The organism is Neobacillus niacini (assembly GCF_031456445.1).
Classification (GTDB): domain Bacteria; phylum Bacillota; class Bacilli; order Bacillales; family Cytobacillaceae; genus Neobacillus; species Neobacillus niacini_I.
This window is the reverse complement of record NZ_JAVDUQ010000001.1, coordinates 174265-187302: the sequence shown is the minus strand read 5'-3', so window position 1 is coordinate 187302 and position 13038 is coordinate 174265. Positions and strand designations below refer to the sequence as shown.

16 protein-coding genes and 1 pseudogene are annotated in these 13038 nt (G+C 36.6%); 14 read left to right on the top strand and 3 right to left on the bottom strand.

Annotated elements, in window-relative coordinates; genetic code table 11:
- The first annotated feature begins 36 nt into the window (after window positions 1-36).
- From yneA to J2Y67_RS00935, 6 genes are all read left to right on the top strand, one after another.
- Window positions 37-360: a cell division suppressor protein YneA gene (gene yneA / locus J2Y67_RS00960; protein WP_310169640.1), complete on the top strand. Its 324-nt coding sequence runs from the start codon at window positions 37-39 to the stop codon at window positions 358-360.
- A 16-nt stretch (window positions 361-376) separates the two neighbouring features.
- Window positions 377-1024 (top strand): YneB family resolvase-like protein, encoded by a 648-nt coding sequence (locus tag J2Y67_RS00955; protein WP_310169639.1) that lies wholly within the window; start codon window positions 377-379, stop codon window positions 1022-1024.
- 92 nt (window positions 1025-1116) lie between these two features.
- Entirely contained in the window at window positions 1117-1347 is a 231-nt protein-coding gene (locus tag J2Y67_RS00950; protein WP_310169637.1) for a DUF896 domain-containing protein, read from the top strand.
- A 181-nt stretch (window positions 1348-1528) separates the two neighbouring features.
- Window positions 1529-3535: a transketolase gene (gene tkt, locus J2Y67_RS00945; RefSeq protein WP_310169636.1), complete on the top strand. Its 2007-nt coding sequence runs from the start codon at window positions 1529-1531 to the stop codon at window positions 3533-3535.
- A gap of 241 nt (window positions 3536-3776) precedes the next feature.
- Window positions 3777-4217, top strand: coding sequence for a sporulation inhibitor of replication protein SirA (gene sirA, locus J2Y67_RS00940; protein ID WP_310169635.1), 441 nt, complete (start codon window positions 3777-3779; stop codon window positions 4215-4217).
- 75 nt (window positions 4218-4292) lie between these two features.
- Window positions 4293-4508, top strand: a complete 216-nt coding sequence (locus tag J2Y67_RS00935) for a YneF family protein (RefSeq protein WP_310169634.1) — start codon at window positions 4293-4295, stop codon at window positions 4506-4508.
- 103 nt (window positions 4509-4611) lie between these two features.
- On the opposite strand, the gene J2Y67_RS00930 is transcribed toward J2Y67_RS00935, so the two are convergent.
- Window positions 4612-4818, bottom strand: coding sequence for a site-specific integrase (locus J2Y67_RS00930; RefSeq protein WP_310169632.1), 207 nt, complete (start codon window positions 4816-4818; stop codon window positions 4612-4614).
- A 3-nt stretch (window positions 4819-4821) separates the two neighbouring features.
- Between J2Y67_RS00930 and J2Y67_RS00925 the strand changes: the two genes are divergently transcribed.
- Window positions 4822-5238 (top strand): tyrosine-type recombinase/integrase, encoded by a 417-nt coding sequence (locus tag J2Y67_RS00925; protein WP_310169631.1) that lies wholly within the window; start codon window positions 4822-4824, stop codon window positions 5236-5238.
- A gap of 152 nt (window positions 5239-5390) precedes the next feature.
- On the opposite strand, the gene J2Y67_RS00920 is transcribed toward J2Y67_RS00925, so the two are convergent.
- On the bottom strand, window positions 5391-5603 hold the full coding sequence (locus J2Y67_RS00920) for a helix-turn-helix domain-containing protein (protein ID WP_310169630.1): 213 nt from the start codon (window positions 5601-5603) through the stop codon (window positions 5391-5393).
- 240 nt (window positions 5604-5843) lie between these two features.
- On the opposite strand from J2Y67_RS00920, the gene J2Y67_RS00915 reads away from it, so the two are divergent.
- The gene (locus tag J2Y67_RS00915) at window positions 5844-6032 is read left to right on the top strand and encodes a hypothetical protein (protein WP_310169628.1); all 189 of its coding nucleotides are present in this window, start codon (window positions 5844-5846) and stop codon (window positions 6030-6032) included.
- Window positions 6033-6639: 607 nt separating this feature from the next.
- Here the strand turns inward: J2Y67_RS00915 and J2Y67_RS00910 are convergent.
- Window positions 6640-7017: a metal ABC transporter solute-binding protein, Zn/Mn family gene (locus J2Y67_RS00910; RefSeq protein WP_396954019.1), complete on the bottom strand. Its 378-nt coding sequence runs from the start codon at window positions 7015-7017 to the stop codon at window positions 6640-6642.
- On the opposite strand from J2Y67_RS00910, the gene J2Y67_RS00905 reads away from it, so the two are divergent.
- From J2Y67_RS00905 to J2Y67_RS00880, 6 genes and pseudogenes are all read left to right on the top strand, one after another.
- Window positions 7016-7732, top strand: a complete 717-nt coding sequence (locus tag J2Y67_RS00905) for a BMQ_0737 family morphogenetic spore coat protein (RefSeq protein ID WP_310169627.1) — start codon at window positions 7016-7018, stop codon at window positions 7730-7732. The two genes, J2Y67_RS00910 and J2Y67_RS00905, sit on opposite strands and share 2 nt — an antisense overlap.
- A 517-nt stretch (window positions 7733-8249) precedes the next feature.
- Entirely contained in the window at window positions 8250-8408 is a 159-nt protein-coding gene (locus tag J2Y67_RS00900; RefSeq protein WP_310169626.1) for a hypothetical protein, read from the top strand.
- Window positions 8409-8605: 197 nt separating this feature from the next.
- Window positions 8606-8689: pseudogene (locus J2Y67_RS00895) on the top strand (YneF family protein); the annotation flags it as partial.
- Between the two features lie 257 nt (window positions 8690-8946).
- Complete coding sequence (locus tag J2Y67_RS00890; RefSeq protein ID WP_310169625.1) at window positions 8947-9099, top strand: hypothetical protein; 153 nt, start codon at window positions 8947-8949, stop codon at window positions 9097-9099.
- 242 nt (window positions 9100-9341) lie between these two features.
- Window positions 9342-11093: an ABC transporter transmembrane domain-containing protein gene (locus J2Y67_RS00885; protein WP_310169624.1), complete on the top strand. Its 1752-nt coding sequence runs from the start codon at window positions 9342-9344 to the stop codon at window positions 11091-11093.
- Between the two features lies 1 nt (window position 11094).
- Window positions 11095-12891 carry an ABC transporter ATP-binding protein gene (locus J2Y67_RS00880; protein WP_310169623.1) on the top strand — a complete coding sequence of 599 codons (1797 nt, stop codon included), beginning with the start codon at window positions 11095-11097 and terminating at the stop codon, window positions 12889-12891.
- Window positions 12892-13038 lie beyond the last annotated feature (147 nt).

Here is a 13038-nt window from a genome sequence, read left to right as displayed (position 1 = left end):
ATAAACGAACATATATTCTATTGAGAGGTGTTTGTAATGAAAAAACTATGGAACAAATATTCATTTTCTATTATTCTAATTGGATTAAGCTGTCTTTTAGCTTTTATCTTTTCGATTGATTTTAGCTCAGCCACAAATGACCACTATACAAAAATTACTGTTTCCGATGGAGATTCTCTTTGGAAAATTTCCGAGGAATACGCAAAGGAACATTCTCTTTCTAATGAAGAATTCGTAAATTGGGTTAAACTCCATAATAAATTGGAGGATGAACAAATTTATCCCGGAGAAGAGATTGTCATTCCAGTTAACAAAAAGACCTCATCTACAACAGAGCTAGCAAGTGCTGCTGAGGAATAGAAAGAGAGATATAGGTATGAAAGCAATTATTTATTGCCGTGTGAGTACAACAAAAGAAACACAGGAAACTTCACTTAAGAGGCAGGAGGAGGAACTTACTCAGCTTGCAAAACAGCATCAGTTTGAGGTAGTTTCCATCATTAAGGAGCAAGCAAGTGGTTATGATCTGGAAAGAGAAGGGATTCTTCAACTGCTTCAAATCATAAAGGACGAACCAATCCAAGCTGTGTTAATTCAGGATGAAACGAGGCTTGGCAGAGGAAATGCGAAGATTGCGCTATTACATTGTATTTTAAAAGAAGGTATAAAGCTTTTTGGTATTTCACATAATGGAGAACTACAACTTTCCGAATCAGATTCAATGGTCCTCCAAATTGTAGGGATGGTGGAGGAATACCAGCGTAAGCTCCATAATATCAAAATTAAGCGTGGAATGAAACGGGCAGTCAAACAAGGATATAAACCAGAAAAAAACCTTAAGAATCTTGGAGAACACTCCGGCAGAGATAAAATTGATGCACCTATTGAAGAAATTGTTCGACTAAGAAAAAATAAATTGACCTTCGCCGAAATTGCCGCTACTTTAAGGGGATTTGGCTATAATATTTCAAAAGCAACTGTACATAGAAGATATCAAGAATATATTCATTCAGAAGAAGATTAAACAATTAGCTTGTCAGACGAAGCATTTTCTAGTAAAATCAGGTGTCATGGATTTAGTATCTATGATAACTTGCTTCGAAAGGTGGGTTTAATTTGCTTTCAAAAGAAAAAATAGCAAGAATTAATGAATTAGCAAGAAAATCAAAAACAACTGGATTAACGGAGATAGAAGCAAAAGAGCAATCAAAATTAAGAAGTGAATATTTAGCTGCTTTCCGTTCTAATATGTTAGATACATTAACGAATACAAAAATTATTGATCCACTTGGTAATGATGTAACACCCGAAAAAATCAAGGCAAGAAAAAAGAATAACTTACATTAAAAGACTGCAGGAATACATTTTTGTATTCCTTTTTTACATTTCTCGGCACTTTCTTGATGAAAGTATAAAATGATAAGGCTTACAAAAACTAATTTTGATGCAACTAGTTGAATAAATCGGAAGGGAACTATAATATTATTGTTGTACTTATAATCCTATTATTCAGGAAAGGATGTATTTTATGTTTGATACGATTGATGCATTATCTGTAACATCCATTCGCACACTTGCGATTGATGCGATTGAAAAAGCTAATTCAGGCCACCCTGGAATGCCAATGGGTGCTGCACCAATGACTTACACTTTGTGGACTCGTTTTATGAACCAAAATCCGAAGAATCCGCATTGGTTTAACCGTGATCGTTTTGTATTATCCGCTGGACATGGTTCCGCGTTATTATACAGCATGCTTCATTTATCCGGATACAATGTAACAATGGATGATTTAAAGCAATTTCGTCAATGGGGCAGTAAAACTCCTGGTCACCCGGAATACGGTCACACTGAAGGTGTTGAAGCAACAACAGGACCACTTGGCCAAGGTATTGCCATGGCAGTGGGGATGGCAATGGCAGAACGCCATGTTGCAAGTGTTTATAACAAAGATAAATTCGAACTTGTGAATCATTTTACATATAGCATCTGTGGTGATGGTGATTTAATGGAGGGTGTATCTGCTGAGGCTGCTTCACTTGCAGGACACTTAAAATTAGGTCGTTTAGTTGTATTATATGATTCAAATGATATTTCTCTTGATGGGGACTTAGATAAATCCTTCTCTGAAAGTGTTAAGGAACGTTTCCAAGCCTATGGATGGCAGTATATTCGTGTAGAAGATGGCAACAACCTTGAAGAGATTTCAAAAGCACTAGATGAAGCAAGAAGTGATTTAGACCACCCAACAATGATTGAAGTAAAAACGGTCATTGGATATGGTTCACCAAACCGTGCAGGAACTTCCGGTGTCCACGGTGCTCCATTAGGTGCAGCAGAATTAAAATTAACAAAAGAAGCTTACAAATGGACATTTGAAGAAGATTTCCATGTACCACAAGAAGTGTATGAAAACTTCCAAAAGCTTATTGTTGAAAATGGCGAGAAGAAAGAAAAGGAATGGAATGACCTTTTTGAGCAATACAAAAAAGAATACCCTGAACTTGGTTCTCAGCTTGAAAAAGCATTAAATCATGAGCTGCCAGAGGGATGGGACAAAGATATTCCAGTTTACCAAGAGGGTAAAAGCCTTGCGAGCCGTGCCTCTTCAAGTGAAGTATTAAATGGCATTGCGAAAAATTTACCGATCTTAATTGGTGGGTCTGCAGACCTTGCTGGTTCAAATAAAACTTTAATCAAGGGCTCAAGTGACTACATGCCAAATTCCTATGAAGGTCGTAATATCTGGTTTGGCGTTCGTGAATTTGCTATGGGAGCAGCTATGAACGGGATTGCTCTACATGGTGGAGTAAAAGTATTTGGCGGAACCTTCTTTGTTTTCTCTGACTACTTACGTCCAGCGATTCGTCTAGCTGCCTTAATGGGATTACCTGTTACTTATGTATTTACCCATGACAGTATTGCGGTTGGGGAAGACGGCCCAACACATGAACCAATCGAACAACTTGCGGCATTACGTGCAATGCCTGGTCTTTCCATCATTCGCCCTGCAGATGGAAATGAAACAGCAGCGGCTTGGAAGCTTGCTGTTGAGTCTACAAACAAGCCAACGGCTCTTGTATTAACTCGCCAAGACTTACCTACGATAAAAGGTACCGATGTAAATGCATATGAAGGTGTTTCAAAAGGAGCCTACGTTATTTCTGCTTCTGAAAAAGAAACTCCAGATGCATTGCTGCTTGCATCTGGTTCTGAAGTAGGACTAGCTGTGGAAGCACAAAAAACACTAGCTGGAGAAGGTGTACATGTTTCTGTAGTCAGCATGCCTTCTTGGGATCGTTTTGAAGCACAGACTCAAGATTATAAAGACTCTGTTCTTCCTAAAAATGTGAAGAAACGGCTTGGAATGGAAGTGGGTGCTTCCTTAGGCTGGCATAAATATGTGGGTGACGAAGGGGACGTACTAGCCATTGATAAATTTGGTGCCTCTGCTCCTGGTGAAAAAATCATGGAAGAATACGGCTTCACCGTTAATAATGTAGTTGCCCGTGTGAAAGCCTTACTACAAAAATAATACCTTTTTAATGAGAGAACAGCTTCAAATGGCTGTTCTCTTTTTTGTTGTTGGGATTCATAGGGTAAGAATTTTGCTTTTAGAATTTACTCGCAGTATAATAAAGTTGAATTTTTAGAATTTTTTAATATAAACAATTAAATCGACAAAAATAGTGAAAGTTTTTGCCGCCGAAAGACAAAAGTTTTGATTTTGTTTTTTTATAATAGAAAAAAGGGTTTTTGGCGAAGGAGAGATTGTGGTGAGAAACTATCGGCTATATTTAATAGAAGATGAATTTGCCGCCCATTACTTCGGAAGAGAGAGCATGTTTTTTCAGCTTTTTCGCGAATATGAAAGAGCGTTTGGCGAGCTAAAATATATTACAGGAAAACAAATTAAATATATAACAAAAACGGTTGAGGCTTTAAAAATTCATAAACTTTTGCAGAAACAGCTCGGAAAAATAAAAGGATTTAAGGCGGAACATGGCACATATTCTATTGAAATAAATGGAAGACTAAGTACAGCAAAATTAGCCGTCTTCCAAGATTTCATTTCAGTAGAGGCTACTGGGAGCTATGAAGCAGAGACAGTGTTTTTTGAAGTTCTTAGGAAATGTGAATCTTCGTTCTTAGCAATCGACTTAGATCATGAGCGTTTTGGCTGGTTAAAGCCGATTAAAGAAAGAAAATATGTATAATTGAAAGCAGATATTGTATATTTCCCATAATTTTAGTACACTGTGTATGGTAGACAACATGAAGGAGGAAGTTTAATGGGATTGACCATTCTAGTCGGTATACTCGCCTTAGTGGCTGGTGTAGCACTAGGATTTTTCATTGCTCGTAAGTATATGATGAGCTATTTAAAGAAAAATCCGCCAATTAATGAACAAATGCTTAAAATGATGATGATGCAAATGGGCATGAAGCCATCACAAAAGAAGATCAACCAAATGATGAATGCTATGAACAAGCAGCAATCAAAATAAACCCTTGTCATATAAGGATTCTTCAATTGGTTAGGAGCAATTATACAAGTCGATTAACTAACAGAATCATCAGTTAGGTTAATCCTTCATCATAAATTTATGATTAATTGCTTAATCTTTCACCATACAAACAAAAGATCACTTTTTCGGTTGAAAACTTAACCAGAAAGGTGGTCTTTTTTGTTTCTTTTACATCAGATAACTTTAATCCCCTAATCTCCATTGCTCTAAGACCACAATCTGCAAGCATGGCTATTATTGCTTTGTTCCTTGTCTCTATATATCCCTTAAAGGAAAATGAATTGATCATTGATTGAACTTCTTAAGAATTGTTTTCATCAGTCCAGTTTTAAAAAAAATCCTAAACAAGTATGATCGATTAAGAAAACAATATTTCCAAGCCATTGTTACAAGTGATAACTATTTTTTAACGTATCAAGGTTCAGAAATGTCAAATGTTGCATTGTATAACGTAATTGTGGAAGCTGGAAAAAGGGCAGGAATAGAAAATGTTCGCTGTAGCCCTCATACATTTAGGCACTTTTATTCAATTCAAAGCCTTATGTCAGGAAAATTGGATATATATTCGCTTTCTAGGTTACTTGGACACAGTGATATAGGTATTACGCAGCGATATTTACAATCATTAACTGATGAGCAATTAATAGATAAAGCTGTTGCATCAAGTCCATTAATGAATATTAATAACAAGAAACAGTGGGAAAATTAAACACCTTACCAGAATAATCTAAAATCATTTCTGAGAGGTTTTACAAAAAATAATGTAATTGTACCTAAAGAGAATTTAAACAATCAGAATGAATAAATACAATGCTCAGAACATAAATAAAGAGTCACTAATCATGTAGTGGCTCTTTTGTGTTATTCAGCTTCTTTAATTTCAAACAAATCTTCAATTGTTAATCCTAATGCTCTACTGATCATTACTAAGTGCATATCCATGTGTTTTGTATTTCTATCGAATCTAGAAATGGACGGTTGGGGAATTCCAGTTAGTTCTGACAATTCAGTTTGACTCATTTTTCTTTCTGCAAGTATTCGATTTAATTTTGGCACAATGGTGTATTGTTTCATTATGAACATCTCCTATGTAATTACTGAATAATCATTCATTTTCTATATCTTCATTATGCCACATACGCTATACGATAAACAACAAATAATTTTATTAACTTTTTCTAATAATTTCTAAAAAAGGCATAGACTATCCCCTATACGATAGCGTATAGTAAAGATACAGCAAGACAATCACAACAAGCAAAAACAAACTATAAAAAAAGGGAGAGGTTAGTATGAATTTAGTTTTTTGGAAAAATGTTGTTGGATGTATGTGTACTTGCCGAGTCAATAGTGGATTATATGGGAGTTTTAGAAGCAAACTACAACTTGAATCCTAATAGAATCATAGCGTACAAATTGGTTGCTGTTGATTGTAAGGGGAATGAACACATCATCAATGTAAATGAAGTTAGTGAAATGGACTTAACTGAATTTATGGATTAAAAAAGATCATTAAGTTTCACTTGAGCCTGAACTTAATGACCGAATAGGAAGTTTACAAATGTAGGGCAGTAGCTACCAACTGCTGTCCTATGTAAATTATATAATGATTATATGCATAATACAATAAAAATATGATGAAGTAATTTTGTGAAAATACAAAAGAACTCCCTGTAAATATGGGAGTCCTCATGTAGTAGTAACTTCTCAGATATAGAAAAGCTATTTATAATTATACAATTGGTTGCAATGATATACAATTATTATTTTTTTATTTGATGGTTTTTATATAAGAATTAGTGGGAGAAATTTTAAAAAGGTGAGTTAATTAAACATAAGGAACTAGTATTTTTAAGGGGGAGAATTAATTGGATTTTATAATGTATTTTGGAGCAATATTGATTATAAGTTTTATTATATCAACTTTTAAATATCTTAAACATAGGCGTGAACAATCTAAGCAGTTAAAAAGAGAATGGGAAAGACAATATGTTATCTCAAATACTACGTGGTTATGTCCTAGATGTGAATCCAAGAGTGCCAAATGAATCGAATAGATGCAAATGTGGTCAACCTATACACAATATTGGAAGAAAATAAAAGGGTTGTTTCAATGTGGGATATGATAAGTTGGAAATTGTAAATAATTTTCGAATAGTGCTTTATGCTGCGGCATTTTTTTAATTAATGAGTCTTTAATGATTTCGACCATTTCTTTAGAGTAAATAGGATCAAGCCAGACATGTGGATTTACATCACAGTGATGATGGTCATCTTCATCTGCTTCATCAGCGTGCTGGTCTTTTGGTAGTTGTAACTGATCAGCTGCTGCAACTAACGTAACATTTTCATCCTTTAAGGTTGTTTTTGCCTTTTCCACAAAGCTCTCAAGACCTAATCCGATATAGAAAAACAGGTCTGAATCGGCAAGGTTCATCATATCCTTTTGCAAGTATAAAAAATAGATTGAGAGGATGGTTTTATTCATGGATGTTAGATCAGTGAATGGCGGCCAAGAAACACTTTGTATCAAGGTCAACAAAGTATATGACTGGGTTACCCGCCAATCTGATGTTCCCCTAATCGCTTTCAATGCAAGCGACTTGGGTTCTACTCTATTCTTTGATTGCCCTGGAGGAGTTACCCCTACCCCCGGATCAGATGATCCTTGTGCTGTTCTAGGCAATGTCTTTACTGTTGATTGTTTCGTGACAGATGAGGAAGGCAACCCTGTTGATCCGCTTGCACCGGGTTCCATTCTTTGTACTGAAATTGCACAGCCTGAGGGACGGCAGCCTGGATCATTTACTCTCCCCACTGGCGAAACTATTACTTTACAAAAAGTAAAAGTATTGAAAAAAGGTTTTGTTGTGGTTCGTGTGACAAACCCTCAAGGGATTTCGTGTTCAACACTGCCCATCCCGTTTGCAGTTACCGAAAAGTTCTTCCTTTGTGCACCTCCAGGAACATTCTTACAATGCGAAATCACCGACTTTGAATGTGATGCAAACTTAATTTGCCGTCCTGGTGCATCACCTGGAACTTCCACATTCCAGCAGCTTGATATTTCCATCAATATGTTTCAAAACATTCAAATGGAAGCATTGGTAAAGCTAGAAATCACAGCGGAATTTTGTGCACCACGCCCAGAATTACCGTTTGGAAGCAGTTTTAAAAAACACTTTACTACTTTTAAAATCTAGCATTCTAGTTGCGCTTTTGTACGTTATTCCGTCACATAATAGAATTGATTTTGTTATTAGTGTTTATTGTCGGACTTAGAAAAAACATTTTTATTTACAATAATGAAAAAGAGAAGATTGATGTAAATTTTACAGGTTTAATTTCTGCTATTTTTCTTTATATTATAACGGTTGGATGGACTTGGTTTAAATAAAAGAATTGAATTTAAAGAATGTGATTGAAATGGAAAGGTTTTTAGCATACTCGGTTAAAGATGGTTTCTTGACTAAAGATGGAAAGAGCATGACAAAAACATTAATGATGCTATGAAATTTAAAAATTTTGAAGAAGCTGATCTAATTGTAGAAGATGTGAAAGAGTTATTTGGAAACGATTATTCAATACAAAGTTATAAAGTAAAAGACCTGCTCAAGTAATTTACAACAGGTCTTTTTTATTCTTATTGTAAAAAAATATAAAATTTGTTAAATTTTATTTTCTGAATTTTAGAGATACAAAAATTATTGGAGAAGAGCGATGAAGGAAACAATTGATTATAATAACGACTTTGTTCGTACAGAAACAGAAGAATCTATTTTTTTAAATGCAACCAAACCTGATGACGATGGGTTTATAATTAATATTACTTATAGTAAAAATCCAGAAGAACATGAAGAGGCTATGGAAGCAAATTAAGCAATTCTTTATTAGGGAAATCTTATGATTTTTTAGAGTGGCTGATTAAGTCACTCTTTTTTTCTTATTTCTTCTATTATTTATAAGGATGATTAACTAGTATTCTGATATTTAGTAGACAAGTTTAATAGAATGAGGTAAAATTTTCTTAACTGAAAAAGTGGTCAAAATACTGGTGAAAACCCTTATAAATCAAGGTTTTGATGCAAATGGGCATGAAGCCATCACAGAAGAAGATCAACCAAATGATGAATGCTATGAATAAGCAGCAATCAAAATAAACGGACAAGCACTCGTATATATGGGTGCTTTTTTTCATGGTTAATCCTTCATCATCAATTTGGATTATAAAGATAAGATAATTTTTTCGGAAGTAAACAATATATGTGTTCTTTTTTATAGTTTAAAAAATGGTGGATTCAACAACTAATTTTATACGTTATAATTATAGGAATTTTCAGCATCTTAACAATTATCATAAATTCCTTTTACAATTGTTTGGTAATCTTATTGAAAGAACAATTTAGGAGTGATTATGATGGTTGCTAAAATGAAAAGGGAATGGCATAAATTCTGGTTCATTAGTTATAACACCCTATTGGCTAAAAGTATCGATTTAAACAAAAATGAAAAATATTTTCAAAAATCAAAACATCATGGTGACAAACTGATTCAACTTTTGTCGCAATAAATTTTTAATATAGTAGTCTAAAGAATGGTTGAAATGATTCAAACACTACCTAATGAAAAGGGTGGCATCTCACAATTATTTTGTTGGCTCTTTTATTATAGGAAAGGTTAAGCATTCAGGAATATGGGTGCTTTTTTTCATGCCTATAAATCTCAATTTCAAAATCTTTATTATTTTGCAAATATTTGTTAAAATAATATTTCAACGATTAACGTATAGATAGAGATTTTGGGGGAGTTTACATGAGGGTCTTCTTGGATTTGGGCTGGTTTTTTAAACAAGAGAAAAAATCGTATATTACAGGCACGTTAATTCTATTATTTGTCGCTTTGCTGCAGTTGGTTCCTCCGAAAGTGATTGGAATCATTGCCGATCACATAAAGGACGACACGATGACCAAAAGCATCTTGCTCGAGTGGATGGCTGTTCTTGTTGTGGTGGCCCTTATGATGTATGTATTTCGCTATTATTGGAGAATTATGATTTTTGGTTCATCGGTTAAGCTTTCTAAAATACTACGAAATCGGTTGTATCAGCATTTTACCAATATGTCCCCGGCATTTTATCAAAAGCGCCGCATCGGTGACCTGATGGCCCATGCGACCAATGATCTGCAGGCAATCCAACAAACAGCTGGTTCCGGTGTCCTTACCCTAGTCGATTCCCTTTCCACCGGCGGATTTGTCATTTTGGCGATGGCTTTTACAATCAGCTGGAAGTTAACGCTAATTTGCCTTATTCCGATGCCATTTATGGCGATGTTAACTAGCTGGTTCGGAACGATGCTGCACCGTACTTTTCACAAAGCCCAGGAAGCGTTTTCGTCCTTAAATGATAAAACGCAGGAAAGTATTACCGGGATTAAAGTGATTAAAACCTTTGGTCAGGAAAAAGAAGATATTGAGGATTTCCGAAAGCAATCCGAGGATGTTGTTCAAAAAAATATCATCGTTGCAAAAATTGACTCGCTTTACGATCCAACGATATCGATTATTGTTGGAATCTCTTTTTTCCTTGCAATTGTATTCGGTGCAAAATATGTGATTAATGGAGAATTAACCATCGGGGAACTTATTTCATTTTCTACTTATTTAGGACTCTTAATCTGGCCGATGCTCGCATTCGGCTGGCTGTTTAATATTGTCGAACGAGGACGTGCATCTTATGACCGTGTGTCAGCTCTTCTTCGGGAACCGGTTGAAATCCGTGATTCTAAAGGGGCGCTAGAAATGGTTCCAAGCGGGGATATTCAATATCAAATTTCGGAGTTTATCTATCCTGGTGAAACGGTAGCCATTTTAAAGGAGATTTATTTTAAATTAAGCCAAGGAGAAACGCTTGGAATTGTCGGCAAAACAGGTGCGGGAAAAACAACTTTATTAAAACTGCTCATTCGGGAATTCGACAACTACCAAGGGGACATTCTGTTTGGAGGAAAAAGTATTCAAGCCTACAAACTGGAAAAACTGCGTGAGGCAATCGGGTATGTTCCCCAGGATCATTTTTTATTTTCGGCAACCGTCGCTGAGAATATTGCTTTTACCAATCCTGATGCGCTTCAGAGCGACATTGAGGTCGCTGCGACATTAGCGAATATTCACGAGGATATTCTTCAATTTACGGATGGATATCAAACCGTTGTCGGAGAACGCGGCGTATCGCTTTCCGGCGGGCAAAAACAGCGGATTTCGATTGCCCGGGCGCTCATGTTGAATCCGGAAGTGTTAGTGCTGGATGATTCCTTATCTGCCGTTGATGCCAAAACAGAGGAAGCAATTCTGTCTGCCTTACGGGAGAACCGAGCAGGAAAAACCACCATCATTACTTCGCATCGATTAAGTGCGATTCAACATGCCAATCTGATTCTAGTTTTAGATAAAGGAAAAATCATCGAGAGAGGGATGCATGATGAGTTGATGGAGGCTGACGGCTGGTATAAAGAAATGTATTTACATCAGCAGCTTGAGGAGTTGGTGGAGCATGGAGGACAGTAAGATGGAAAAATCGGCACTAATGAACAAAACAACAGATAAAAAAGTCCTGTTTCGTCTGCTCTCCTATACAAAACCACACAAAAAAGCGCTGAGCTGGGCCTTCGTATTGCTCCTGCTTACAACCATTGGAGATATCGTCGGACCGATTCTTGTAAAAATATTTATTGACGATTATTTAACACCTGGGAAATTAGTGTTCAAGCCCTTACTCCTTTTAGGCACCGTGTATATGGGAATCCAAATCATCAAAGCCATCTTGATGTTTTTTCAATTAGTTAAATTCCAAGAAATCGCTTTAAAAATTATTCAACAGCTGCGGATTGATGTGTTTTCAAAGGTTCAGGCTCTTGGGTTACGTTATTTTGACAAAACACCGGCGGGAAGTATCGTTTCAAGGGTGACCAATGATACCGAAGCGATAAAGGACATGTTTGTGACGGTCCTCGCGACATTTATTCAAAGTGGATTTTTACTTATCGGAATTTTCATCGCGATGTTTATCTTAAATGTGAAGCTCGCCCTCATTTGTGTGGTCATTATCCCGATTGTATTACTTGTCATGAACCTGTACCGAAAATTCAGTTCCCGCTTTTATACGGATATGCGCGAACGATTAAGCCAATTGAATGCAAAGTTGAGCGAATCACTATCAGGAATGTCGATTATCCAAGTATTTCGTCAGGAAAAAAGGCTCAGGAAAGAGTTTGCGGATATCAATGAACAACATTATCAAGCAGGGATGAAAAACATCAAAGTGGATGGTCTTTTGTTAAGGCCGGCCATTGATTTGATTTATATCTTTGGGTTAATCATTGTTTTAAGCTATTTTGGAATTACTTCTTTTAACCATTCAATTGAAATTGGTGTCTTATATGCGTTTATCAGTTATTTGGACCGCTTTTTTGAGCCGGTTAACCAAATGATGATGCGCCTGTCCTTGTACCAACAAGCAATCGTTGCCGGCGGTCGTGTATTTTCGTTACTGGATGAAGAAGAGCTGGCACCTGCCCAGCAGGAAGAAAAGACGATGAATATTGAAGAAGGAAGAATAGAGTTTAAGCATGTAAGTTTTTCCTATGATGGGGAGCGGGATGTATTAAAGGATATTTCCTTTACGGCAAACCGGGGAGAAACGGTTGCACTTGTCGGGCATACCGGAAGCGGGAAAAGTTCGATTATCAATTTATTGATGCGTTTTTATGAATATGAGCGTGGGGATATTTTAATAGATGGAGTATCGATTCGTGAGTTTTCGAAAGAAGAATTAAGGGAAAAGATGGGGCTGGTTTTGCAGGATCCGTTTTTGTTTTATGGGACTGTCAAGGATAATATTCGTTTGCATAATGAGCATTTAACGGACGAACAAGTAGAAGAAGCGGCCAGGTTTGTTCAAGCCCATGGTTTTATTGAAAAGCTGGATGATGAGTATAATCATAAAGTTGTCGAGCGGGGTTCTACTTTTTCCAGCGGTCAGAGGCAGCTGATTGCGTTTGCGCGAACGATTGCAGCCAACCCGATAATTCTTGTATTGGATGAAGCAACGGCCAATATTGATACGGAAACAGAAGAGGCAATTCAAACAGCTCTAGCTAAAATGCGCAAAGGAAGGACAACGATTGCCATTGCCCACCGCTTATCTACGATTCAGGATGCGGACCTCGTACTCGTCCTTCATCAAGGAGAAATTGTCGAGCGGGGAACTCATCAAGAACTTCTCGCACAGGAAGGCCTGTATCATAAAATGTTCTTATTACAAAATGGAGCATTGGAACGCTTTGAAAGTACGGTGAAAGAATAAGAAAAAGCCTGGCATCTTGCCAGGCTTTCTTATTGTCTAGCTCCAGCGCCTAGCCCCTCGAGGTTGCTTCGGTCCTGCCGATGAAGTCAAAGAACGACTTCACCGTCAGGACCTCCAGCACTTGTCGGGGCTGATCAAGGCGCTTCC